This window comes from Bradyrhizobium sp. BRP56, from assembly GCF_020194035.1.
In the GTDB taxonomy this organism is placed as follows: Bacteria; Pseudomonadota; Alphaproteobacteria; order Rhizobiales; family Xanthobacteraceae; genus Bradyrhizobium; species Bradyrhizobium australafricanum.
Genome location: NZ_JADYVV010000018.1, coordinates 61,547 through 84,551, shown reverse-complemented (window position 1 = coordinate 84,551; position 23,005 = coordinate 61,547). Strand labels below are relative to the sequence as shown.

At 65.2% G+C, this 23,005-nt stretch carries 21 protein-coding genes, 1 tRNA gene and 1 riboswitch; of the genes, 9 read left to right on the top strand and 13 right to left on the bottom strand.

Going from position 1 to position 23,005, the window contains the following annotated elements; all coding sequences use genetic code 11:
- Positions 1–86: 86 nt before the first annotated feature.
- From I6F38_RS15360 to I6F38_RS15345, 4 genes are all read right to left on the bottom strand, one after another.
- Entirely contained in the window at positions 87–260 is a 174-nt protein-coding gene (locus I6F38_RS15360; protein ID WP_225160930.1) for a hypothetical protein, read from the bottom strand.
- A gap of 41 nt (positions 261–301) precedes the next feature.
- Positions 302–553, bottom strand: a complete 252-nt coding sequence (locus I6F38_RS15355) for a DUF3551 domain-containing protein (RefSeq protein ID WP_076832446.1) — start codon at positions 551–553, stop codon at positions 302–304.
- Positions 554–623: 70 nt separating this feature from the next.
- Positions 624–697: transfer RNA gene (locus I6F38_RS15350), tRNA-Gly, on the bottom strand.
- A 108-nt stretch (positions 698–805) separates the two neighbouring features.
- Positions 806–2,434, bottom strand: coding sequence for a 4-amino-4-deoxy-L-arabinose transferase (locus tag I6F38_RS15345; protein WP_225160929.1), 1,629 nt, complete (start codon positions 2,432–2,434; stop codon positions 806–808).
- A gap of 78 nt (positions 2,435–2,512) precedes the next feature.
- Here I6F38_RS15345 and I6F38_RS15340 point away from each other — a divergent pair, with 78 nt between their 5' ends.
- From I6F38_RS15340 to I6F38_RS15325, 4 genes are all read left to right on the top strand, one after another.
- The gene (locus I6F38_RS15340) at positions 2,513–3,091 is read left to right on the top strand and encodes a methylated-DNA--[protein]-cysteine S-methyltransferase (RefSeq protein WP_225160928.1); all 579 of its coding nucleotides are present in this window, start codon (positions 2,513–2,515) and stop codon (positions 3,089–3,091) included.
- A gap of 9 nt (positions 3,092–3,100) precedes the next feature.
- Positions 3,101–3,940, top strand: coding sequence for an AraC family transcriptional regulator (locus I6F38_RS15335; protein WP_225160927.1), 840 nt, complete (start codon positions 3,101–3,103; stop codon positions 3,938–3,940).
- A 55-nt stretch (positions 3,941–3,995) separates the two neighbouring features.
- Positions 3,996–4,355 carry a VOC family protein gene (locus I6F38_RS15330; protein ID WP_225160926.1) on the top strand — a complete coding sequence of 120 codons (360 nt, stop codon included), beginning with the start codon at positions 3,996–3,998 and terminating at the stop codon, positions 4,353–4,355.
- Positions 4,356–4,484: 129 nt separating this feature from the next.
- A complete protein-coding gene (locus I6F38_RS15325) occupies positions 4,485–4,901 on the top strand; it encodes an SRPBCC family protein (protein WP_225160925.1) in 417 nt (138 codons plus the stop codon).
- 208 nt (positions 4,902–5,109) lie between these two features.
- On the opposite strand, the gene I6F38_RS15320 is transcribed toward I6F38_RS15325, so the two are convergent.
- The 3 genes from I6F38_RS15320 to I6F38_RS15310 all read right to left on the bottom strand — a co-directional run bounded on the left by I6F38_RS15320 (position 5,110) and on the right by I6F38_RS15310 (position 9,114).
- Positions 5,110–6,552: an MATE family efflux transporter gene (locus tag I6F38_RS15320; protein WP_225160924.1), complete on the bottom strand. Its 1,443-nt coding sequence runs from the start codon at positions 6,550–6,552 to the stop codon at positions 5,110–5,112.
- A gap of 242 nt (positions 6,553–6,794) precedes the next feature.
- Positions 6,795–7,844, bottom strand: coding sequence for a hypothetical protein (locus I6F38_RS15315; protein ID WP_225160923.1), 1,050 nt, complete (start codon positions 7,842–7,844; stop codon positions 6,795–6,797).
- Between the two features lie 163 nt (positions 7,845–8,007).
- Positions 8,008–9,114, bottom strand: coding sequence for a 2'-deoxycytidine 5'-triphosphate deaminase (locus tag I6F38_RS15310; RefSeq protein ID WP_028339061.1), 1,107 nt, complete (start codon positions 9,112–9,114; stop codon positions 8,008–8,010).
- Between the two features lie 134 nt (positions 9,115–9,248).
- Positions 9,249–9,328, top strand: a riboswitch (SAM riboswitch).
- Between the two features lie 76 nt (positions 9,329–9,404).
- Here I6F38_RS15310 and I6F38_RS15305 point away from each other — a divergent pair.
- Positions 9,405–10,598 carry an O-succinylhomoserine sulfhydrylase gene (locus I6F38_RS15305; protein WP_225160922.1) on the top strand — a complete coding sequence of 398 codons (1,194 nt, stop codon included), beginning with the start codon at positions 9,405–9,407 and terminating at the stop codon, positions 10,596–10,598.
- Positions 10,599–10,774: 176 nt separating this feature from the next.
- Here I6F38_RS15305 and I6F38_RS15300 read toward each other — a convergent pair whose 3' ends face one another.
- From I6F38_RS15300 to I6F38_RS15275, 6 genes are all read right to left on the bottom strand, one after another.
- A complete protein-coding gene (locus I6F38_RS15300) occupies positions 10,775–11,548 on the bottom strand; it encodes an SDR family oxidoreductase (RefSeq protein ID WP_028338111.1) in 774 nt (257 codons plus the stop codon).
- 108 nt (positions 11,549–11,656) lie between these two features.
- Positions 11,657–12,802, bottom strand: a complete 1,146-nt coding sequence (gene pimD, locus I6F38_RS15295) for a pimeloyl-CoA dehydrogenase small subunit (protein WP_225160921.1) — start codon at positions 12,800–12,802, stop codon at positions 11,657–11,659.
- Between the two features lie 185 nt (positions 12,803–12,987).
- Positions 12,988–14,178, bottom strand: coding sequence for a pimeloyl-CoA dehydrogenase large subunit (pimC, locus tag I6F38_RS15290; RefSeq protein ID WP_057016017.1), 1,191 nt, complete (start codon positions 14,176–14,178; stop codon positions 12,988–12,990).
- Positions 14,179–14,345: 167 nt separating this feature from the next.
- Positions 14,346–15,533, bottom strand: a complete 1,188-nt coding sequence (locus I6F38_RS15285) for an acetyl-CoA C-acyltransferase (protein ID WP_225160920.1) — start codon at positions 15,531–15,533, stop codon at positions 14,346–14,348.
- A complete protein-coding gene (gene pimA / locus I6F38_RS15280; RefSeq protein ID WP_225160919.1) occupies positions 15,530–17,248 on the bottom strand; it encodes a dicarboxylate--CoA ligase PimA in 1,719 nt (572 codons plus the stop codon). Before pimA ends, I6F38_RS15285 begins: the two co-directional genes overlap by 4 nt.
- A 143-nt stretch (positions 17,249–17,391) precedes the next feature.
- On the bottom strand, positions 17,392–19,488 hold the full coding sequence (locus tag I6F38_RS15275) for a 3-hydroxyacyl-CoA dehydrogenase NAD-binding domain-containing protein (RefSeq protein ID WP_225160918.1): 2,097 nt from the start codon (positions 19,486–19,488) through the stop codon (positions 17,392–17,394).
- A gap of 180 nt (positions 19,489–19,668) precedes the next feature.
- On the opposite strand from I6F38_RS15275, the gene I6F38_RS15270 reads away from it, so the two are divergent.
- The 4 genes from I6F38_RS15270 to I6F38_RS15255 all read left to right on the top strand — a co-directional run bounded on the left by I6F38_RS15270 (position 19,669) and on the right by I6F38_RS15255 (position 23,004).
- Positions 19,669–20,535 carry an IclR family transcriptional regulator gene (locus I6F38_RS15270; RefSeq protein WP_018269093.1) on the top strand — a complete coding sequence of 289 codons (867 nt, stop codon included), beginning with the start codon at positions 19,669–19,671 and terminating at the stop codon, positions 20,533–20,535.
- 69 nt (positions 20,536–20,604) lie between these two features.
- Entirely contained in the window at positions 20,605–21,402 is a 798-nt protein-coding gene (locus I6F38_RS15265) for an ABC transporter ATP-binding protein (RefSeq protein WP_016847575.1), read from the top strand.
- On the top strand, positions 21,399–22,112 hold the full coding sequence (locus tag I6F38_RS15260; RefSeq protein ID WP_038384532.1) for an ABC transporter ATP-binding protein: 714 nt from the start codon (positions 21,399–21,401) through the stop codon (positions 22,110–22,112). The genes I6F38_RS15265 and I6F38_RS15260 overlap by 4 nt, the downstream gene beginning before the upstream one ends.
- A gap of 13 nt (positions 22,113–22,125) precedes the next feature.
- Complete coding sequence (locus I6F38_RS15255) at positions 22,126–23,004, top strand: branched-chain amino acid ABC transporter permease (RefSeq protein ID WP_028339071.1); 879 nt, start codon at positions 22,126–22,128, stop codon at positions 23,002–23,004.
- The last annotated feature ends 1 nt before the right edge of the window (position 23,005 follow it).

Below are 23,005 nucleotides of genomic sequence, written 5' to 3'. Positions count from 1 at the left end.
ACGGTGCGTTAGGCGCGCACGTTGCGTGAACAGATCGCCGTAATATCCCGGGATAATAACGAAAGGCCGTCTGCGGATCCCCTGGGTCAGAAATCCCTGTCGCGATTGCGCCGGGTGAGGTCGAGCCGATCGACGCGCTCATCGATCCGCCGGTTCAGCTCCTCGTCTTCTCGCGCATTGCTGCCGCGACGGGCGCGAACCACCAATGCACAACATCCGAGCAGAACGATCGCGAAGAACGCGTAGTACCACCATGCCATGCACTGATCTCAAATGAACGCTCGCGATACGGGCGGAAAGGTCATCGTTCAGGCCGATGAGGACGCGCCGACCTTGGCGCATAATAAGGGTTCACCAGACAGGTCGCCGGCATGCCCACAGCGCTGGCCTGGCACTGATCTATCGACGTGAAGATGCAGTCCATGCGCTCGCCGACCAACTCACCGTAAACATGCATGCAGACCGGATAGCGCGGATCATACATTTGCGCGGATGCCGGCCTCGTCATCCAAAGCGCGCCCAGCGCAAGCAGCAGCGCTCCAAGCAACCTCACGTCACGTCTCCTGCTGTCGCCAAATACATTGCCATGCCGACAAACTGTCCCGCGACATTTGCCTGAAGGCTGGAGCGGGCGAAGGGAATCGAACCCTCGTATGCAGCTTGGGAAGCTGCCGTTCTACCATTGAACTACGCCCGCGATCTCAATGCTTGAGGTCGCACCTCACGGGTGCGACCGGCCGGACCATAGCCCGGGCGGCGGCAGCGGATCAAGCGCGCATTGAAGCCGATCGCCGCACCGCCCCCGCTAATGGCCCATCCTCACGAGCACGTCATTGATGACAAAAGCCGCGGCGGCGGATGCGTCGCAAGTGCCGCTTCGTGCATAGATGCAGGCATCGGCGATGCCGACGCGGGCACAGCTTTGCCTTGAAAAATCCGCCGGCAGATCACCGGCCGCCGCGGGCCGCGCAAGGATGCGGTTGAAGGCCGGCATGGTCGCCTGCAACAGCAGCGGCAGGATCAGCTCGGCGAGCGGATCGGCGGGCTCGAGCGCATAGAGCGGCACGGTCCCCACCAATCGTTCCCGCCCCGGCAACAGCTGGAAACGAACATTGTAAAGTGCGAGACCGCACATCTGCGGATCGCTGCGCAGTTCGGCGGCAAGCCGCGCCGCGCCGACACCGCGTGTCCAGTAGTCGCGCATCCCCTCGCTGGCGCCGGCGAGCGTCACCGAGAGCAAGGCCCAGCCGCCGGTGACGATCGGCAATGCCCAACGGCGCCACCCGGGTTTTGCGCGCAGCCATTGCACCCAATCGGCCGATCCCAGCGCCGCGACGATGATGAACAGCGCCACCGAGAGGAAGACGAAGCGGTATTCCTTGTGCGCGATCAGGCTGTGGAAGACGAGGTTGACCAGCGCCACGGCCAGCAACAGCGGCGCATGCCGCGAGCCGCGCCAGATCGCGGCGAGCGGCAATACGATCGCCGCCGACCACACGATCAGGAAGTTGACGAGATAGGCCGAAGGCGGCGTCACGCCGAACTCGGTCGCGCGATCGTGCAGCAGGTTTTCCTTGATGTTGCCGATCAGCCAGGCGAACGGCACGGCGCCATGCGCAAGGTCGATCATGGCGGTGAGCACCAGCGCGGCGAGACCGCCCGCGATCAGCGGAATCAGGTTTCGCCAACGCATCCAGCAGGCGCCGAGCGCAAGCACGGCGATGGCCGGCGCGTACTGAAAGCGGCAGACAAAGGCGAAAGCGAGCAACGCGCCGCCGATCGCCAGATGCCGCTGCGACGGACGATCGGTCACCAGCAGCGCCGCCGGCACGATCAGCGCCGTCGCCAACGGCTCGCCCAATGTGTGCGGCGCGAGCAGGATCAACTCGAACCAGACCGCGGCGGCGAACGCCGCGACGATGGCATGGGTTCGCGAGATCCGTGCACCAAAGAACCAGGCGCTGACCACGATCGACAGTGACGCAGATGCGGCGACCAGGCGCGGCACCAGGAAAGCGCCCTCGCCGCCCGGCGCAATCAAGCCGCCCACCGCGACCGGCCCGGCCAGCAATGTCGGCAGGAACCAGCCGCGAATGCCTTCGCGCCACTCCCACGTCAAAATGCCGTCATGGCCGAGCATCCGCCACGCCGGCTCGAGATATTGAAAGATCTCGTCGGGATACATCACGTTGGGCCAGAGCGCGGCCGCGAGGCGCAGGCCCAACGCCAGCAACAGCAACGCAAACAGCGGATGACGACGCCCGGCCGATGTCCCGGCCACGGCTGTGCTGCCGCGCGCCACATCCGCGCCGGTGCTGGTCATCGTTCCGCCGATCGTACCGTGGAGCAGCATGCTGACGACCAGATAGCGGGCAAAGCCTTTAAGATGCGTGACTGGAGGCTCGCCGGCCCGCGCGCAACCGAGCCACAGCATGCTTAACCGAACGTCAAGATTCCGGATGCGCGCGCCAGCGACGATGTTAGGATCGCGCGCATGGGGGCTGGTGGCGTTATGGCGGGGCGTGGGTACACCATTTTCGACACGGCGATCGGCCGATGCGGTATCGCGTGGGGCGAGCTCGGCGTGGCCGGCGTGCAGCTTCCGGAGCTGCGCGAGATCGAGACCCGCAAGCGGCTATTCAAGCTTTATCCTGACGCGCGCGAGATGCGGCCTCCCGAGGAGGTCGCTGTCGCGATCGAGGGCATCGCCGCGAGCTTGCGCGGCGGCATTGGCGACCTTGCCGGCGTTGCGCTCGACATGAGCGGCATCCCGGCGTTCAACGCGCGCGTCTACCAGTTTGTCCGCACCATTCCCCGCGGCGAAACCCGGACCTATGACGAGGTGGCGAGCGCCTTGCGCGCGTCCGGCGCGATCTATTCGGTGGCACAGGCGCTCGGCCGCAATCCCTTCATGGTCATGGTGCCCTGCCACCGGGTGCTCGAGGCGAGCAATTATGCCGACCGGATCTCGCCGAACGGCGGCAGCATCTCGAAGCGGCGGCTGCTCTCGATCGAGGGCGCCCAGCCGACCACCAGCAAGACCCTTTTTGATGTGCTGCTGCCCGTTGCACGGCTCCGGCCGCAAGCTTAAATCCCGGGTATGGTCCGAACCACGCTCCTGCAGCGCGATCGCATCACGGTGAACGAGTTCCGCTGCACGGCGGAACCCGGCGACAAGCCGTTCGCCGAGCAGTTCGCCTGCCACTCGGTGTCTTATGTGCGCAGCGGCAGTTTCGGCTGCCATTGCCGCGGCCGCTTCCATGAGCTGGTGGCAGGCTCGATCCTGGTCGGCCATCCCGGCGATGAATACACCTGCACGCACGACCACGTGGTCGGCGACGAATGCCTGTCGTTCTTCCTGGACCCGGTGCTGGTCGAGACCATCGGCGACCGCGCGGCGGTCTGGCAGGTCGGGTCGGTGCCGCCGCTGCCGGAACTGATGGTGATCGGCGAGCTCGCGCAAACGGCGGCAGCTGGCAACAGCGACGTCGGTCTCGACGAGATCGGCCACCTCCTCACCAGCCGCCTTGTCGAGCTGGTATCCAACCGCAAGGCAAAGCCGCTCACCGCAGGCTTGCGCGATCGCCGCCGCGCCGTCGAGGCCGCGCTGTGGATCGACGCCAATTCACAGCATCAGATCGACCTCGACGATGCCGCCGAGCAGGCCGGCTTGAGCACCTTCCATTTTCTGCGGCTGTTTTCCGCCGTGCTCGGCGTCACCCCGCATCAATATCTCGTGCGCTCGCGGCTGCGCCATGCGGCGCGGCGGCTCGCGGATGACGACAGCCCGGTCACCGACATCGCCTATGACGTCGGCTTCGGCGATCTGTCCAATTTCGTGCGCAGCTTCCACCGCGCCGCCGGCGCTTCGCCGCTCAAGTTCCGCCAGGCCTCGCGCGGCGACCGCAAGATTTTCCAAGAACGTCTCGCGCTGCAATAGCTAGGCTGCTCCAGTCCGCGCGTCTTTCGATGCGCCCAACGACTGGAGATTCCTCATGTACGACCATATCGGATTGCGCGTCGCCGACCTTGACGCCAGCGTGCGCTTCTACACCGCGGTGCTGGCGCCACTCGGCTTCGCGCTCTGCTCGCGCGACGACAGCGGCGCCGGCTTCGGCCCGAAGGGCGAGCCCGCGCTCTGGCTGCATCTGCACAAGGGCAAACCCCAAGGCGGCGCGCACGTTGCGTTCCGTGCGCCGAGCCATGACGCGATCAAGACATTCCATACCGAGGGCCTGAAAGCCGGCGGCAAGGACAACGGCGCGGCGGGCCATCGCAAGGATTACAGCCCGACCTACTACGCGGCGTTCCTGCTCGACCCCGACGGCAACAATGTCGAGGCGGTGTCGACCTAGCACACCACAGCTCCGCCGTCATTGCGAGCGGAGCGAAGCAATCCATCTTTCCGCCTGCTGCGGTGTGGATTGCTTCGTCGCTTCGCTCCTCGCAATGACGACACATCTGAAACCAACGAGGATTGAACGATGGCTTCCATTCACAAAAATATCCCGATCGACGCGCCGGCAGATTATGTCTGGGACGCATTGCGCGATTTCGGCGCGCTGCATACGCGGCTGGTGCCGGGCTTCGTGACCGACACGCAGTTGGACGGCGACGTCCGCACCGTCACTTTCGCCAACGGCACCGTGGCGCGTGAGACGCTGGTTGATTGCGACGACAACCGAAAGCGGCTGGTCTATGCGATCACCAGCGAACGGTTGAAGCAGCATTCCGCCTCGGTGCAGGTGTTCGCCGAGGGCGACACGCGCTGCCGCGTGGTGTGGATCGCCGACGTGCTGCCGCACGAGGTCGCGCCCTACATGCATGCGCAGATGGATCTCGGCGCGGCGGCGATGCAAGCGGCGATGGCCAAATCGGCCAGGGAGAAGAGCGCGGCGTGATCCGCTAGGTCATGCGACTGGCCGCGCATTTCGAACTATGACCGTCACCCCCGCGCAAAGGCTTCGCCTTTGTCGCTGGAGGAGGTCGCGAAGCGACCGTCTCGAAGGGCGACAGCCCGGCTGTTTCTACGAGCGCACGCCGAAACACCTGGGCCGTCGATCCTTCGAGACGCCGCTTCGCGGCTCCTCAGGATGACGGGTTTAATATCTACGACAGCGCCGGCTGCGCCTCGGCGACCGGTGCCGACTTGCCCCAGCGCGTCAGGATCACGCTGAGGCAGGACAGCACGCCGAGCACGCCCATCGAGGCGGCGGCGAGTGCGAAGAAGTTCTGCGCGCTCGCCTCGTGCATCGACAGCCACCAGCCGCCGGCACCGATGAAGATCAGCCGCGCGGTCTGAGCCAGCACCGGACCCAGCACTTTCGCGGCACCCTGCGAGGAGAAATACATCGACATCGCAAGGCCGATGAACGCGTACATCGGCGCGGCGGTCGAGAGATATTGATGGTTGGTCGCCCGCACGTGCGGATCGTTGGTGAACAGATTGACCCAGAGGTCGGGGAAAACGGCGATGAAGCTGCCGACCACGCCGACCGCAAGGAACGACACCGTGCCCGCGGTCCAGGCGATGCGCCGGGCCCGCGCGACGCGCTCGGCGCCGACCGCCATGCCGATCATCGGCACCGAGGCGATGCCGACCGCGAAGGCGACCGAGGTCAGCATGAATTCGAGTCGCGCGCCGATGCCGTAGCCGGCGAGCACCGCGGTTCCGAACTGCGCCAGCATGTGGGTGAAGATCGAGATCGTCAGAACCGACTGCAACGGCGAGAAGCAGGACACCGCGCCGACCTTGAGGATGTCGATGAACATCGCCCATTGCACGCGCAGCCCCTTGAGTTTCGGCTTCACGCGCGCGCGGCCCGAGAACAGATACCAGCCCATCACGCTGATGCTGATCGAATAGGCGATCAGCGAACCCGCGGCGACGCCGCGCATGCCGAATTGCGGCACCGGACCAAGACCGAGCCCGAGCGTGCCGCCGAGAATGATCTGCCACACCGCCGAGGACAGGATCATGGTCGACGGCAGCTTCATGTTGCCGGTGCCGCGCAGGATGCCGGCCATGGTGTTCATCAGCCAGGGCAGGATCGCGCCGCCGAAGAACACCTGCGAATAGGCGATCGCCTGCGCCAGCACGTTGCCGCGGCCGCCGAGCAATTCGAGCAGACGCGGACCGAGGATCAGCATGCCCAGCATGAACGTCAAACCAAAGGTCAGGCCGATCAGCAGCGCATGCATCGCGAGCGTCGAGGCGCGCTCGATCTCGCCGGCGCCGAGCGCGCGCGCGATCGCGGATGCGACGCCGCCGCCCATCGCGCCGCCGGACATCGTCATGGTCAGGATCACGCAGGGAAACACCAGCGCCATCGCCGCAAGCGACTCGACGCCGAGCCGGCCGATATACGAAGTCTCCGCGATGACGACGCAGGTGCCGGCGGAGAGCGCGATCACGTTCGGCCACGCCAGCCACAGCAGCGTGCGCAGGATCGGCCCGTCGAGCAGCGCATTGCGCGCCGGCTTGGTCACCGGCGGCGGCAGCGGCCGCTCTTGTTCGTCGACAGGAATTTCGGCGAGGCCGAGATCGGACATTTCTACTCCCTGGCGCATGACCCGCCAAAGTGTGAGCGGTTTGGCGAAAAGGTCATGCGCCAAAATTTATGATTCAGAGCGCGATCAGACGCAAAACCGGTACCCACTTTTGCTGATCGCGCTCTGCGCGATCTGGGGAGCCGCGCCATGGTGTTTCCCTACCATGGCAGCGGCGGAATCCACGTGCGCGGGGCGCAAGGGGGGCCTGCGCGATTGCAGGTGAACCCGGATGAACCTTGGCGCTAGCCGATCGACCACACGAACGGCGCGCCGGCGGTGCTGTTCGGCTTCAGATGCACCGGAATATGCCGCCCGCAGCCGGCGGCCAGCCCTTCGAACAGGCCGGTCAGCACGCTGGCGCAGGCCGGATGATAGTCGGCGACATCGGCCATCAGCTTCCAGCCCTGCTGGCGGATTTCGAACTGGCCCTCGGATTCGGTGACGTCGGCGATATCGTCCTGCGACTCGAAGAGAGTGCGCAGGAATGCGGCAAATTCCGTGGCACGGCCACGGCGGCCGCCGAGCGCCTGCGCGACCTCGTCATAATACTGCATGCCGATCAGTCTGCCGGTGAGATGCAGCAGATAGCTCGCGTCCTCCGGGCCGAACACCTGCGCGATGACCGGCGCGGCCGTCTTCACATATTCCATCGCGTAGTTGCGATAGGCCTTTTCCAGCCGCGGCTTCGGCCAGCTGTCGACCGGCAGCGCCGGCGCGGTTCTGGAATCGAATAGCGGCGCCTCGAGGTGGCGCGCGAACACCAGGCGCTGGTCGAGCTCGAGCGGATGATCATATTCGCAGTAATAGCCCTCGAGGCCGTCCTGGCCGTCGACAGTCTGCTTGGTGCAGACGAAGCCGAGCCGCAAGTCCCCGAGCGCGACGCCGTTGTTGGCGTGCCAGCCGCGCAGCATCGCGCGCGAGACCTCGCCGGGCACGCCGCAGATCGCCGTGCCCTTCCAGATCCAGCGCGGCGGCGGATAGCGGATCCAGGCCTTGCGATCCGTCTCATACATGTATTCGACATGCACGCCGCCGATCCAGTTGGAAAGATAATGATACTGCGCGGCCGCGACCGCCGGCGGCAGGCCGTCGAGGCCGAGCTTCTTCAAGCCGGGCAGGAAGCGTTCCTGCTGCTGGCGGCGAAACACGCGGAAGACGAATTCCGCGGCGTCAGTCGTGCCGCGCCGCGTGACCACGGTGAGGATCAGTCCGGTGAAGAAGGCGTGATAGAGATCGGCGACGCTGCGCCACTTCCGCCACTGCGTTTCGCGCGCGTCCTGCTCTCCGGTCATGTCTGCTCCCGCTGTTCTTGTTGGCGAGATAAAGCCTCGCGCGCGCAATCGTAGCCCGGATGGAGCGAAGCGCAATCCGGGGCAGCTCAATGCGCGTATGCAGCGTCCCGGATTTCGCTAGCGCTTCATCCGGGCTACGGAATTAAGCGCGCGCGAAACGGAATTACACGCGAAAATGCTTGGAGAGCTTCAGGCCCTGCGCCTGATAGTTCGAGCCGATGCGCTGGCCGTAGAGCGCATCGGGACGCTCCAGCATCCGCTCATAGACGAGACGGCCGACGATCTGGCCATGCTCGAGGATGAACGGCACCTCGCGCGAGCGCACCTCCAGCACGGCGCGCGCGCCCTTGCCGCCGGCGCCGGCATAGCCGAAACCGGGATCGAAGAAGCCGGCATAGTGGACGCGGAATTCGCCGACCAGCGGATCGAACGGCACCATCTCCGCGGCGTAGTCCGGCGGCACCTGCACCGCCTCTTTCGACGCCAGGATGTAGAACTCGCCGGGATCGAGAATGAGACTGCCGTCGGGCCGGGCCTTGATCGGCTCCCAGAAATCGTCGACCGCATAGCCGCCGCGGCGATCGACATCGACCACGCCGGTATGGCGCTTGGCGCGATAGCCGACGAAGCCGCCCGAGCTCTCGCCGGAAAGATCGACGGAAAGCGCAACGCCATCGGAGAGATCGGCATCGTCGATATCGACCAGCCGCTCGGCGGCATGCAGCGCATCGAGCTCGTCGGCGGTCAACGTGGCCTCGCCGATCCGGAAGCGGACCTGGCTGAGCCGCGAACCCTCGCGCAGCAGCACGGGAAACGTCTTCGGGCTGATCTCGGCATAGAGCGGGCCGTGATAGCCGGCGCCGATCATGTCGAAGCGGCGGGTGCCGTCGGCGATCACACGGGTGAAGACGTCGAGCCGTCCGGTCGAGCTCTTCGGGTTGGCCGCGGCCACGATCTCCGGCGGCAGCGCCAGGCTCTCCAGCAGCGGCACGATGTAGACGCAGTTGGTCTCCAGCACCGCGCCGTCGGACAGATCGATCTCGTGCAGCTTCAGCTCGTCGATCCGCTCGGCGACGGTGGCATCGGGGCCCGGCAGGAAGCTGGCGCGGACCCGGTAGGCGATGTCACCGAGGCGGAGATCGAGGCTCGCCGGCTGGATCTGGCTCTCGACGAAGTCATAGGCGGGCAGAATGAGGCCGGCCTCCGCCATCTCCGCGATCATGCGGTCGGGCAGGATTCCGTTGGATTCATCTTCCAGCGTGAACGACACGATGCGGTCCCTCGGCGATCCCTCGAGATGGCCCAAAAATCATACTCCAGGCAGCCATCAAGCCCCATAATATGGGCTTTTACGGGTTATCCGATGACCGTCTTGACGGAAAGGGCGCGAGGGAATATCAGCTGCACTTATCCCGTGGTGATTTGAGCCGGCCGGCTTGCAGCCACGTTAAATAAGTCGCTAAACAGGCCGGGGACAGTGTGATCCCGGCTTGTGGAGGTTGCTCCAGGCCGGTTTTTTTGTGGCCATTCTCCAGGGGAAATGGCCACCTCGGAGGTCACATGTCTGAATCTGAAACCACGGCCCGCTTTCGTCCCGAAACCCGCCTCGTCCATGGCGGCACGCTGCGCTCGCAATTCGGGGAGACGTCGGAAGGGCTGTTTCTCACCCAGGGCTACGTCTACGACACCGCCGAGCAATGCGAGGCGCGCTTCAAGGGCCAGGACCCCGGCTTCATCTATTCGCGCTATTCCAACCCGACCATCGCGATGTTCGAGCGCCGCATGATCGAGCTCGAGGGCGCGGAAGCCGCGCGCTCGACCGCGACCGGCATGGCCGCGGTGACCACCGCGATCCTCGCCCCGCTGAAAGCCGGCGATCATGTGGTGGCCTCGAAGGCCCTGTTCGGCTCCTGCCTCTACGTGGTGCAGGACCTGCTGCCGCGCTACGGCATCGAGACGACCTTGGTCGACGGTCTCGATCTCGACCAGTGGCAGCGCGCATTGCGGCCGAACACCAAGACCTTCTTCCTGGAGAGCCCGACCAATCCGACGCTCGACGTGCTCGACATCGGCGCGATCGCAGAGATCGCGCATAGCGGCGGCGCCCGGCTGATCGTCGACAACGTGTTCGCGACGCCGATCTGGCAGAGCCCGCTGTCGCTCGGCGCCGACGTCGTGGTCTATTCCGCGACCAAGCATATCGACGGCCAGGGCCGCTGCCTCGGCGGCATCATCCTGTCGTCGGAGGCCTTCATCGCCGAGCACATCCACAATTTCATGCGCCAGACCGGGCCGTCGTTGTCGCCGTTCAACGCCTGGGTGCTGCTGAAGGGGCTGGAGACGCTCGGCGTCCGCGTCCGCGCCCAGACCGAAAACGCGGCGAAGATCGCCGAGGCGCTGGCGAAACATCCGAAGATCACGCGGCTGGTCTATCCGGGCCGCCCCGATCATCCGCAGGCCGCGACGGTGAAGAAGCAGATGGGCGCCGGCTCGACGCTGGTCGGCTTCGAGGTGAAGGACGGCAAGGCCGGCGCCTTCCGCTGCCTCAACGCGCTGAAGATCTCGCGCATCTCCAACAATCTCGGCGATGCCAAGAGCCTGGTCACGCATCCCGCGACCACGACGCATCAGCGCCTGGCGCCGGAGGCCCGCGCCGAGCTCGGCATCAGTGAAGGTTTCATTCGCTTCTCAGCCGGGCTCGAGCATCCCGACGATCTGATCGAGGATTTCGAGCGCGCGCTGGAGCAGGTCTAGGGCGAACGCCTCTCGCGGGCGGCGTGCGCTGTTCCTTCGGCATCGTCATGGCCGGGTCAAGTCCCGGCCATCCACGTCTTGCTCGCAGCAACCGCCAAAGACGTGGATGCCCGGCACGAGGCCGGGCATGACGAGATCGTGGGACGATTGCGCGCGATCTCTTGAAGCGATTGACCTTACGTCGCAGCCGTCGTGACGCCGCCGTCGACCACGATGGTCTGGCCGGTCATGAACGTCGAGGCATCGGAGGCGAGATAGGCCACGGCGCCGGCGATCTCGTCGGGCTCGCCGATGCGGCGGAGCGGCGTCGACGCGGTGCGGCGCTTCAGATTATCCGGATCCTCCCACAGCGCGCGGGCGAAATCGGTCTTCACCAGACCCGGCGCCACGCAATTGACCCGCACGCCCTTCGGGCCCCATTCGCCGGCGAGGCTGCGGCACAGCGCGAAGTCGGCTGCCTTGGAGATGCCGTAGGCGCCGATCACGGTCGAGCCGCGCAGGCCGCCGATCGAGGAGATGATCACGACCGAGCCCTTGCCGCGCTCGGCCATCTGCGGGATCGCCAGCGCGGACAGCCAGATGTTGCTCTTGACGTTCGAGCCCATGATCTTGTCGAACGCCTCGTCGGTGATGTCGAGCAGCGGGCCGTAATACGGGTTCACCGCGGCGTTGCACACCAGGATGTCGATCTTGCCGTAATGCTTGATCGTACCCGAGACCAGCGCCTCGACCTCGTTGCGGCGCGCGATGTTGCAGGGGATGACGAGCGCATCGCCGCCCGCCTTCTTGATGCCGTCGGCGACTTCCTGGCAGGCATCCGCCTTGCGCGAGGAGATCACGACCTTGGCGCCGAGCTTTGCCAAAAGCTCCGCCGAGGCGCGGCCGATGCCACGGCTCGAGCCGGTGATGACCGCAACCTGGCCGGTGAGATCGAACGGGGTGTTTTTCATTGTTGTTGTTTCCCTGAGTTCTACGAAGACTCGTCATGCGCGGGCTTGACCCGCGCATCCATCTTTTGAAAAGCGATGGGTTGCCGGGTCAAGCCCGGCAACGACATCTCAGGCCAGCAGCCCACCGCCCTCGCTGACGCGACGGAGGTGATAGTCGGTGTCGCCGAGCGTGTTCTCGATCATGGTCAGCCGCTTGAAGTAGTGGCCGATCTTGGCTTCCATGGTCATGCCGATGCCGCCATGAAGCTGGATCGACTGCTGGCCGACGAACTTCAGCGACTTGCCGACCTGCACCTTGGCGGCCGCGACCGCGGACGAACGCTCCTTGGCATCGCTGAAGTCCGACGCCATGGTCGCGAACATCGACATGCTGCGGGCCTGCTCCAGCGCCACGAACATGTCGGCGGCACGGTGCTGCAGGCTCTGGAACGAGCCGATCGCAACGCCGAACTGCTTGCGGGTCTTGATGTACTCGACCGTCTCCTTCAGCGACTCGTCCATCGCGCCGACCGCTTCCGCGCACAGCGCAATGCGGGCTTCGTCGGCGACGCGCTCGATCAGGGGCAGGCCGTTTTCGGGATCGCCGATCGCGGCGTCCGCACCGACCTCGACATTGGTGAAGGTGATGTCGGCGGCGTGCAGGCCGTCCTGGGTCGGATAGCCCTTCCTGGTGACGCCTTTGGCATCCGCCGGAACCAGGAACACGCCGATGCCGGTCTTGTCGCGCTGGCCGCCCTTGGTGCGCGCGGTCACGATCAGCGTGTCGGCGTTCTCGCCGTTGAGCACGACGAACTTCTCGCCGTCGATCACGTAAGCAGCGCCCTTCTTCTTGGCCGTGGTCACGACGTCGAACAGATCGTAGCGCGAGTTCTTCTCGAGCTGGGCGAAGCCGAAGGTCTTGCTGCCGTCGATGATGCCGGGAATGTACTTGGCCTTCTGCTCGGCCGAGCCGCCATGGCGCAGGAAACCGCCCGCGACCACCACGGTGGCGAGATAAGGCTCGACCACCAGCGCCTTGCCGAGCGCTTCCATCACGATCATGGTCTCGACCGCGCCGGCGCCGAAGCCGCCGTCGGTCTCCGCGAAGGGCAGACCAAGCAGGCCCTGCTCGGCGAGCTTGCCCCAGAGCGCTTTGCTCCAGCCGCCCTTCTCCTTCATGTATTTCTTGCGCGCATCGAAGTCGTAGGCATCCGCCAGCAACCCGTCGACACTTTCCTTGAGAAGCCGCTGCTCCTCGGACAGATCAAAATCCATGTTCGTTTCCTTAACTAACTGATCGTTGTTCAAGCCGGGGCCTCTTCACCTCGCCCCGCTTGCGGGGAGAGGTCGGATCGCGAAGCGATCCGGGTGAGGGGGTACAGGTCTCTCGGCAGTCGTTGCTCGGAGAGATGCCCCTCACCCCAACCCTCTCCCCGCGAAGAGCGGGGAGAGGGAGAGGATCAAAGTCCCAGCACCGCCTTGCTGATGATGTTGCGCTGGATCTCGTTGGAGCCGCCGTAGATCGAAACCTTGCGGTTGTTGAAGTAGCTCGGCGCGATCTGCGCGGTCCAATCCATGCTCTCGTTGGAGCCGGCATCGCCGTGCTCGTCATAGGGCGCGGCGAACGGACCGATGATCTCCATCAACAGCTCGGTCGTGGTCTGCTGGATCTCCGAGCCCTTGATCTTGAGCACCGAGGACGCCGGATTGGGTTTGCCCTTGCCGTGCTTGCCCTCGTCGGCGACGACGCGGAGCTGGGTCAGCTCGAGCGCCTTCAGCTCGATCTCGCAGGCCGTGAGCTTCTCGCGGAACGCCGGATCCTCGATCACCGGACGGCCGCCGGCCTCGACCTTGGAGGCCAGCGCGCGGATGCGGCGCAGCCGCTCCTTCGACACGCCGACCCGGGCGATGCCGGTGCGCTCATTGCCGAGCAGGAATTTGGCGTAATCCCAGCCCTTGTTCTCTTCGCCGATCAGGTTCTCGTAGGGCACCTCGACGTCGTCGAAGAACACTTCGTTGACCTCGTGGCCGCCGTCGATGGTCTGGATCGGACGCACGGTGACGCCCTTCGATTTCATGCTGAACACGATGAAGGAGATGCCCATCTGCTTCTTCGCGGCCGGATCGGTGCGGCAGAGGCAGAAGATCATGTCGGCGTGCTGGGCGAGCGTGGTCCAGGTCTTCTGGCCGTTGATGATCCACTTGTCGCCACGGCGCTCGGCCTTGGTCTTCAGCGACGCGAGGTCCGAACCCGAGCCCGGCTCCGAGAAGCCCTGGCACCACCAGTCGTCGACATTGGCGATGCGCGGCAGGTATTCCTTCTTCTGCTTCTCGTTGCCGAAGGTGTAGATCACCGGGCCGACCATGCTGACGCCGAAGGCGAGCGGCTGCGGCGCCGGATAGGACTGCAGCTCCTCGTTGAAGATGTAGTGCTGCACGGTGCTCCAGCCGGTGCCGCCATATTCCTTCGGCCAGTGGGTGACGCCCCAACCCTTCTTGTTGAGGATGCGCCACCAGGTGACCATCTCGTCCTTCGACAGATGGCGGCCTTCCTGCAGCTTGCGCCGGGTCTCCGGCGGCACGTTGTTCTTGAAGAACTCCCGCACCTCCTCGCGAAACGCTATCTCTTCCTTGGTGAAAGCGAGATCCATCGGATCCTCCTTTTGAGCGAAACCTAACGTCTTGTTCCATCGTCGTCCTGGCGAAAGCCAGGACCCATTACCACCGGCCTTCGTTGTCTTGCGAAGGCGACTACCGTCCGTGCCCCTTACCCCGGCCGCGGGGTATGGGTCCTGGCTTTCGCCAGGACGACGGTGAATTACTGCAGCACCTCGAACAGGCCGGCCGCGCCCATGCCGCCACCGACGCACATGGTGACGACGGCGTACTTGGCCTTGCGGCGGCCGCCCTCGATCAGCGCGTGGCCGGTGAGCCGCGCACCCGACATGCCGTAGGGATGGCCGACCGAAATCGCCCCGCCATTGACGTTGATCTTCTCCGGATCGATGCCGAGCTTGTCGCGGCAGTACAGCACCTGCACCGCGAACGCCTCGTTGAGCTCCCAGAGATCGATGTCGTCGACCTTGAGGCCGTGGCGCTTGAGCAGCCGCGGCACCGCGAACACCGGGCCGATGCCCATCTCGTCCGGCTCGCAGCCGGCGGAGACGAAGCCGCGGAAGATGCCGAGCGGCTTCAGCCCGCGCTTGGCCGCTTCCTTGTCGCTCATGATCACGGAGGCGCTGGCGCCGTCCGAGAGCTGGCTGGCATTGCCGGCGGTGACGGTGAAACCATCGCCGCGCACCGGCTTGAGGCCGGCAAGCCCTTCGGCCGTGGTCTCCGGCCGCGGACCTTCGTCCTGCGACAGCGTCACCTCCTTCATCGTGACGGCACCGGTCGCCTTGTCGGTGACCGCCATCATGGTGGTGATCGGCGCGAGCTCTTCCTTGAACTTGCCGCCCTGCTGCGCGGCCGCGGTGCGGCGCTGGCTTTCCAGGCCATATTCGTCCTGCTTCTCGCGCGAGATGTTGTAGCGCTTGGCGACAATCTCGGCGGTGTCGATCATGGGCATGTAGACCTCGCCCTTGATCTTGAGCAGCGCCGGATCCTGGGCGTGGAAGGAATTCATCTTGTCGTTCTGCACCAGCGAGATCGACTCACCGCCGCCGCCGACCGCGATCTCGACGCCGTCGAAGATCACCGAGCGCGCGGCAAGCGCGATCGCCTGCAGGCCGGAGGCGCACTGGCGGTCGATCGTGGTGCCGGCAACGGTCACCGGTAGACCGGCGCGGAGCAGCGCCTTGCGCGCGATGTTGCCGCCGGTCGCGCCCTGCTGCATCGCCGCGCCCATCACCACGTCCTCGATCTCCTTCGGATCGACCTTGGCGCGCGCCACCGCTTCGCCGATCGCGTGCCCGAGCAAGGTCGCGCCTTCGGTGACGTTGAGCGCGCCGCGATAGGCCTTGCCGATCGGCGTGCGGGCGGTGGAGACGATAACGGCGTCGGTCATGGGCGGGATCCTGATGCAGTCTGTTGTTGCGTGGATTGAGATGTCTCGGTTTGAGCAGTCTTGGTTTGAGAAGGCTTGGGCTGCTGCTGGCGCAATTCGTGACGCGACAGCTTTCCAACCGGGGTGCGCGGCAGTTCGTCGACGAACTCGACCGCCGCCGGCAATTCATGCTTGCCGACCTTGCCGGTGAGGAACGCGCGCAGTTCGTCGATCGAGAAGGTCTTCTCGCCGTCGCGCAGCTTGATGAAGGCTTTCGCGGCTTCACCGCGGTAATCGTCGGGAATGCCGATCACGATCACCTCCTGCACGGCGGGATGGGTGTAGATCGCCTGCTCGATCATCTGCGGATAGACGTTGAAGCCGCCGGAGATGATCATGTCCTTCTTGCGGTCCACCAGATAGAAATAGCCGTCGGCATCCATGTAGCCGATGTCGCCGGTGAGGAAGCGGTCGCCGACGAAAGCCTCGGCGGTTTCCGCCGGCCTGTTCCAGTAGCCCTTGGTGACGTTCGGGCCGCGGATGCGGATTTCACCGACCTCGCCGACCGGCATCACCCTGGTGGAATCCTCCAGCGACACCACGTCCATCTCGATGCCGGGCAGCATCAGCCCGATCGAGCCCGGTTTCTCCGGTCCCTCCTTGGGATGGCCGGTGCCGGGCGAGCAGGTCTCGGTCATGCCCCAGCCGCTCTTCAGCTTCATGCCGACGCGGCGCTCGAAGATCTTCGCGACCTCCACCGGCAGCGGCGCGCCGCCGGAGCCGGCGACCACCAGCGAAGAAAGGTCCCGCTTGTCGAGATCGGGCAGCGAGGCGATCGCGATCCACATTGTCGGCACGCCGGGAAACACCGTCGCGCGCTTGACCTCGATGTCGCGCATCACAGCCTCGACATCGAAGCGCTGGTGCAGCGAGATCAGATGGCCGCGCCGGATTGCCGACAGCAGCACGACGGTCAGTGCGTAGATGTGAAACAGCGGCAGCACGCAGATCACGCGCTCGATCGCATTGCGTTCGAGCCGCCCGGGCTTGCCCCAGACGTCGTAGATCGACACCGCCGCGGTGAGATTGCCGTGGCTGAGCATGGCGCCCTTGGGCAGGCCCGTGGTGCCGCCGGTGTATTGCAGCAGCGCGACGTCCTCGACGTCGACCGCCGGCCATTGCGACGGCCTGGTCGCGCCGTCGATGAACTGGCGGTGGGTGATGATCGCGGGATTGTCGGGCAGCGCCGTTTGCGGCGTGCCGACCTTGCCCCAATTGTCGTCCTCGCAGACGATCAGACGATCGAGCAGACCCTTGGCGAGGAATTTCAGCGCGGTCGGCAACAGCGCCGACAAATTGCTGGTGACCAGCACCCGCGCGCCTGAATCGGACAGCTTGTGCGACAGCGCGATCTCGCCGTCGAGCGGCGACAGATGCACGACGCGGGCGCCGGCCTTCAGCGCGCCGAAGAAATTGATCGGATGGTCAGGCGAATTGCCGAGGAACAGCGCGACCGAGGTGCCCTTGCCGTAGCCGGCCCGCATGAAGGCCGCAGCGGCGGTCTCGACCAGGGCCTCCAACTCGGCGTAGCTGATCGGCCGGTCGCGGAATTCGAGCACCGGGCGCGCGCCGAACTCGGCGGCGGCGCTCGACAGCAGGTCCGGCAGCGTGCCGCGCGTGATCTCGTCGCTCCACTGCACGCCCTTGGGATAATATTGTTCGCCGGGATAGGTCATGAAAACCAGACTCTGGAAACTGTCATTCCGGGGCACGCGCAGCGTGAACCTAAGATGCGCAATTTGCGCATCGGGGAATCTCAAGATTCCGGGTCTGCGCCTTACGGCGCATCCCGGAATGACACGTGGTTACAGTCGGCCAATCACGCCGCCTTCGACGGCGCGGCGAGCGAGGCGAAGGTCTTGCCCTCGTCGGCGAGCTTCTTGAGCAGCGGCGCCGGCTCGAGCGAGGGATCGTTGGTCTCCTTGGCGTAGAAGGCCAGACGATCGGCGATGTGCTTGAGGCCGACGGTGTCGGCCCAGAACATCGGACCGCCGCGATAGATCGGCCAGCCATAGCCATAGAGCCAGACCACGTCGATGTCCGACGGACGCGCTGCGATGCCCTCGGCGAGGATCTTCGCGCCTTCGTTGATCATCGGGTACATCATGCGCTCGAGGATCTCGTCGTCACTGACGACGCGCTTCTTGCGGCCGAGGCGCGCCAGCGTCTCGTCGATCAGCTTCTCGACCTCCGGATCGGGCAACGCCGCGCGCGAGCCCGCCTCGTACTTGTAGTAGCCCTTGCCGGTCTTCTGACCGAAGCGGCCGGCTTCGCAGAGCGCGTCGGCGATCTCCGACTTGATGCCGCGGTCCTTGCGCGAGCGCCAGCCGATGTCGAGACCGGCGAGATCGCCCATCGCGAACGGGCCCATCGGCATGCCGAACTTGGTCACCACGGCGTCGACCTGCTGCGGCAGGGCGCCTTCGAACAGCAGCTTCTCGGACTGCTTGCCGCGCTGCGCCAGCATGCGGTTGCCGACGAAGCCGTCGCAGACGCCGACCACTGCCGGCACCTTGGCGATCTTGCGGGCGATCGAGACGGCGGTGACCAGCGCGTCCGGCGCGGTCTTGTCGGCGCGCACGATCTCGCACAGCTTCATGACGTTGGCCGGCGAGAAGAAGTGCATGCCGAGCACGTCCTGCGGACGCTTGGTCGACTTCGCGATCTCGTCGATGTTGAGATAGGAGGTGTTGGAGGCCAGCACCGCGCCCGGCTTGGCGTACTGGTCGAGCTTGCCGAACACTTCCTTCTTGACCGCCATGGTCTCGAACACCGCCTCGATCACGAGATCGGCGTCGCCGACGTTCTCGATGCCGACGACGCCGTTGATCAGCGCCATCCGCTTGGCGGGCGCGTCCGCCGGGATGCCACCGCGCGCGGCGGTCGCCTCGTAGTTCTTCTGCATGATGCCCATGCCGCGCTTGAGCTGCTCCTCGCCGGTCTCGATCAGGGTGACCGGGATGCCGGCATTGGCGAACGACATCGCGATGCCGCCGCCCATGGTGCCGGCGCCGAGGATGGCGACGCGCGCCACGTTGCGGCCCTTGGTGCCCTCGGGGACACCGGAGATCTTGGCGGCCTCGCGCTCGGCGAAGAAGGCGTAGCGCTGTGCCTTGGACTGGTCGCCGTTCATCAGCTTGAGGAAGCCCTCGCGCTCCTTCTTCAGGCCCTCGTCGAACGGCAGGTCGATCGCGGCGCCGACGGCGTCGGCAGCGGCGAACGGCGCCTCGAGGCCGCGCGACTTCTTGGTCAGCGCAGCCACCGCATTGGTGAAGATCGAACGATCGGCCTTGGCCGCGGCGAGCTTGCTGTCGTCGTCGCGCAGCTTGCGCAGCGGACGCTTCTCGGCGACCACCTTGCGCGCAAATGCCTCACCGCCCGAGGCCGGCCCCTCGACGATCTCCTCGATCAGGCCGGCCTTCAGCGCCGCGTCCGCGCCGATCGGATCGCCGCCGACGATCATCTTGACCGCGAGCTCGGGACCGACCGCGCGCGGCAGGCGCTGGGTGCCGCCGGCGCCGGGCAGCAGGCCGAGCTTCACCTCGGGCAGACCGAGCTTGGCGTCCTTGGTGGCGACACGGTAGTGGCAGGCCAGCGCGACCTCGAGGCCGCCGCCGAGCGCGGTGCCGTGGATCGCGGCAACGATCGGCTTCGGCGAGCTCTCCATCAGGCTCAGCACTTCGGCGAGCCCGGGCGGCTTCGGCGGCTTGCCGAATTCCGTGATGTCGGCACCGGCGATGAAGGTGCGGCCGGCGCAGGTCAGCACGATGCCCTGGACCTGCGCGTCTTCGATCGCGCTCTTGATGCATTCGAAGATGCCGCCGCGCACCGCGGCGCTCAGCGCATTCACAGGCGGACTGTTAACCGTGACGACGGCAATATTGTCATGACGTTCGAGCTTGACGACTTCACTCACCGGGACTCTCCCTGGATGCTTGTTCTTGGACTTGTGTTGAGTAGCTGCACGACTTGCGTTGAGCCGCTACGATTAGACCAATTTCGCACTGCGAAATTTAATTCCACATCTTGACATGGAGGGTTATTTTGAAGCACGTGCCTTGTCAACGAGCATGACAAGGGCAGGGCAAGGATAGGGATGAAGCGCGCTAGCAAGAAAGCCGCGACCGATCGCAATTTCGTCGTCGCGCTTTCCCGCGGACTGGACGTCCTGCGCGCATTCCAACCCAATGACGGGCTGCTCGGCAACCAGGAGATTGCGGCCCGCACCAAGTTACCGAAGCCAACCATTTCCCGGCTGACCTACACGCTGACCAAGCTGGGATACCTTACACCTGTACCGAAGTTCGAGAAGTACCAGCTCGCGCCGTCGGCGATGGCACTCGGCTACGCCGCGCTCGCCAATCTCGGCGTTCGGCATTTGTCCGAGCCCTATCGAGAAGAAGTGATGCGCGCGACCGGCGGCGCGGTCGCCGTCGGCGGCCGCGACCGCCACAGCATGATCTATTTCGGCCAGAGCCGGAACGGCCTGGCGCTCGGCGTACAACTCGACGTCGGCTCGCGGGTGCCGATCGCAACCACGGCGATGGGACGTGCCTATATTTGGGCATTGCCGCCCGACGAGCGCGCGGCTTTACTGCGTGAGCTGCGCGATCACTACGGCAGCCGCTGGGCCAAGATGCGCGACGGCATCGAGCGCTCCGGCGAGACGGTCGCGAAGCACGGCTTCACGATGTCCGCAGGCGACTGGCAGAACGACGTCGCCGCAGTCGGCGTTGCATTGAGATTGAACGACGGAACCGGTCCTTACGCCTTCAATTGCGGCGCGCCGGCATTCCGCTTCACGGAAGACAGATTGCTCAACGACATTGGACCTCGTCTTGTCGCGATGGTAAGGAACATCGAGCAGGCGCTCGGTGGAATGGCGCCGCAATCCAAAAAAGAAGAACGCAAAAAGACCAGAGTAGGAGGGAAAGTTGCACGTTTGGCCGAGGGGATCAGATAGCCTCCATCACGTCCAGCGAAACGCATCGCAGGACCGCTCGCACCGCTCGAAGACGGCGGGCGAGACGAGATGACGCAGGCACAGCTCGCGCAGGGGAATGATCCCCTGCTCGCGGTTCGCGACGTCAGCGTCGTGTTCGGCGGCATCATCGCATTGAACGGCGTGTCGTTCGACATGCGCCATGGACAGATCCTCGGGCTGATCGGGCCGAACGGCGCCGGCAAGACGACGCTGTTCAATTGCCTGTCGCGGCTCTATCAGCCGTCGTCCGGCGATATCCTGATGGAAGGCAAGAGCATCCTGTCGCGCCCGCCGCACCGGATCGCCGAGATCGGCATCGGCCGCACCTTCCAGAACGTCGCGCTGTTCCCCAACCTGTCCGTGATCGACAATGTGCGCGTCGGCGCGCATGCGCGCACCTCGAGCGACATCGTCAGCGACTCGCTGCGCCTCGCCTGGGTCCGCCGCGGCGAGACCGACATGAACAAGAAGGTGCACGACATCCTCGGCTATCTCGATCTCGAGGACGTCGCCCACACCGTTGTCTCGGGACTTCCGTTCGGCACCCAGAAGCGCGTCGAACTGGCGCGCGCCCTGGCCGCGGACCCGAAGATCCTGCTGCTCGACGAGCCGGCCGGCGGCCTCAATCACGAGGAAGTCTACGTGCTCGGCGACCTGATCCGCAAAATCCGCGACGACCGCAAGATCACCGTGCTGCTGGTCGAGCATCACATGGGTCTCGTGATGTCGATCGCCGACCACGTCGTCGCGCTCAATTTCGGCCGCAAGCTTGCCGAAGGCACGCCGGCCCAGGTCCAGGCCGACCCTGATGTCATCAAGGCCTATCTGGGGAGCAAGGACCAATGACCACGATGCTCAACGTCAAGGACCTGCGCGCCTATTACGGCCAGGTCCAGGCCCTGCACGGCCTCTCCTTTTCGCTCAACGAGGGCTCGCTGACCACGCTGCTCGGCGCCAACGGCGCCGGCAAGACCACCACGCTGCGGGCGATCTGCAACATGGTGCGCTCGACTGGCGCGATCGAGTTCGAGGGCAAGCCGATCGGCACGCGCTCGACCGAAAACGTGGTCCGCCTCGGCATCGCCCATGTGCCGCAGGGCCGCGGCACCTTCACCAACATGACGGTGGAGGAAAACCTGCAGCTCGGCGCCATCAGCCGCCCGGACAAGAAGGCGATCGGCGCCGACATCGAACGGATGTACGAGCATTTCCCGGTGCTGAAGCAGCGCTACACCCAGCAGGCCGGCACGCTGTCCGGCGGCGAGCAGCAGATGCTCGCGGTGGCGCGCGCGCTGATGCTGCGGCCGCGCCTGATGCTGCTCGACGAGCCGTCGTTCGGCCTCGCGCCGCTGATCGTGCGCGACCTGTTCCGCATCCTCGGCAAGATCAATCGCGAGGAAAAGGTGACCATCCTGGTGGTCGAGCAGAATGCGCAGCTCGCGCTCGAGCTCGCCGACCAGGCCTACGTGATCGAAACCGGACGGATCGTGATGTCGGGCAATGCCAAGGACATCGCGAACAACGAAGACGTCCGCAAATCCTATCTCGGCTACTGAGGGAGCTGGCACAATGGAGCTTTTTGCCAACCAGGTCCTGGCCGGCATCGCCACCGGCGCGATCTATGCCTGCATGGCGCTCGCGGTGGTCATGATCTACCAGGCCATCGACCATCTGAATTTCGCCCAGGGCGAAATGGCGATGTTCTCGACCTTCGTGTCCTGGCAGCTGATGCAATGGGGCGTGCCATATTGGGGCGCCTTCGTGCTCACCGTCGCCTTTTCGTTTGCCGCCGGCATCGTCATCGAGCGGTTGCTGTTCAAGCCGCTGGCGAAGGCGCCGATCCTGACCAACGTCGCCGGCTTCATCGCGCTCTACGCGATCATCAACTCGGTCGCCGGCCTGATCTGGGACTTCACCATCAAGCAGTATCCGACGCCGTTCGGTTCCTCACCGTTCCTCGGCAGCCAGCTGATCTCGACCCATCAGGCCGGCATGATCGGCATCACGCTATTGATGCTGCTCCTGCTGTTCTTCTTCTTCCGCTTCACCCGGGTCGGTCTGGCGATGCGCGCGGCAGCCTCGCTGCCGGAATCGGCCCGGCTGGTCGGCATCAACACCTCGTGGATGATCGCGCTGGGCTGGGGCATGGCCGCCTCGATCGGCTCGATCGCCGGCATGATGATCGCACCTGTGGTGTTCCTCGAGCCTAACATGATGCTCGGCGTGCTGATCTATGGATTTGCCGCAGCCGTGCTCGGCGGCCTGTCGAGCCCGTTCGGCGCCGTCATGGGCGGCTTCCTGGTCGGCGTCTTCGAGAACCTCGTCGGCACCTACATCCCCGGCGTCGGCAATGAACTGAAACTTCCGATCGCGCTTGCGCTGATCATCGTCGTCCTGGTCGTGAAACCGGCAGGCCTGTTCGGCCGCGCCATCGTGAAGCGAGTTTGAT

Excerpts from the sequence above, each read along its gene's own strand:
- I6F38_RS15360 (WP_225160930.1), bottom strand. The coding sequence starts at position 260 with ATGGCATGGTGGTACTACGCGTTCTTCGCGATCGTTCTGCTCGGATGT.
- I6F38_RS15345 (WP_225160929.1), bottom strand. The coding sequence starts at position 2,434 with ATGCTGTGGCTCGGTTGCGCGCGGGCCGGCGAGCCTCCAGTCACGCAT.
- I6F38_RS15340 (WP_225160928.1), top strand. The coding sequence starts at position 2,513 with ATGGCGGGGCGTGGGTACACCATTTTCGACACGGCGATCGGCCGATGC.
- I6F38_RS15335 (WP_225160927.1), top strand. The coding sequence starts at position 3,101 with ATGGTCCGAACCACGCTCCTGCAGCGCGATCGCATCACGGTGAACGAG.
- I6F38_RS15330 (WP_225160926.1), top strand. The coding sequence starts at position 3,996 with ATGTACGACCATATCGGATTGCGCGTCGCCGACCTTGACGCCAGCGTG.
- I6F38_RS15325 (WP_225160925.1), top strand. The coding sequence starts at position 4,485 with ATGGCTTCCATTCACAAAAATATCCCGATCGACGCGCCGGCAGATTAT.
- I6F38_RS15320 (WP_225160924.1), bottom strand. The coding sequence starts at position 6,552 with ATGTCCGATCTCGGCCTCGCCGAAATTCCTGTCGACGAACAAGAGCGG.
- I6F38_RS15315 (WP_225160923.1), bottom strand. The coding sequence starts at position 7,844 with ATGACCGGAGAGCAGGACGCGCGCGAAACGCAGTGGCGGAAGTGGCGC.
- I6F38_RS15305 (WP_225160922.1), top strand. The coding sequence starts at position 9,405 with ATGTCTGAATCTGAAACCACGGCCCGCTTTCGTCCCGAAACCCGCCTC.
- I6F38_RS15300 (WP_028338111.1), bottom strand. The coding sequence starts at position 11,548 with ATGAAAAACACCCCGTTCGATCTCACCGGCCAGGTTGCGGTCATCACC.
- pimD (WP_225160921.1), bottom strand. The coding sequence starts at position 12,802 with ATGGATTTTGATCTGTCCGAGGAGCAGCGGCTTCTCAAGGAAAGTGTC.
- pimC (WP_057016017.1), bottom strand. The coding sequence starts at position 14,178 with ATGGATCTCGCTTTCACCAAGGAAGAGATAGCGTTTCGCGAGGAGGTG.
- I6F38_RS15285 (WP_225160920.1), bottom strand. The coding sequence starts at position 15,533 with ATGACCGACGCCGTTATCGTCTCCACCGCCCGCACGCCGATCGGCAAG.
- pimA (WP_225160919.1), bottom strand. The coding sequence starts at position 17,248 with ATGACCTATCCCGGCGAACAATATTATCCCAAGGGCGTGCAGTGGAGC.
- I6F38_RS15270 (WP_018269093.1), top strand. The coding sequence starts at position 19,669 with ATGAAGCGCGCTAGCAAGAAAGCCGCGACCGATCGCAATTTCGTCGTC.
- I6F38_RS15265 (WP_016847575.1), top strand. The coding sequence starts at position 20,605 with ATGACGCAGGCACAGCTCGCGCAGGGGAATGATCCCCTGCTCGCGGTT.
- I6F38_RS15260 (WP_038384532.1), top strand. The coding sequence starts at position 21,399 with ATGACCACGATGCTCAACGTCAAGGACCTGCGCGCCTATTACGGCCAG.
- I6F38_RS15255 (WP_028339071.1), top strand. The coding sequence starts at position 22,126 with ATGGAGCTTTTTGCCAACCAGGTCCTGGCCGGCATCGCCACCGGCGCG.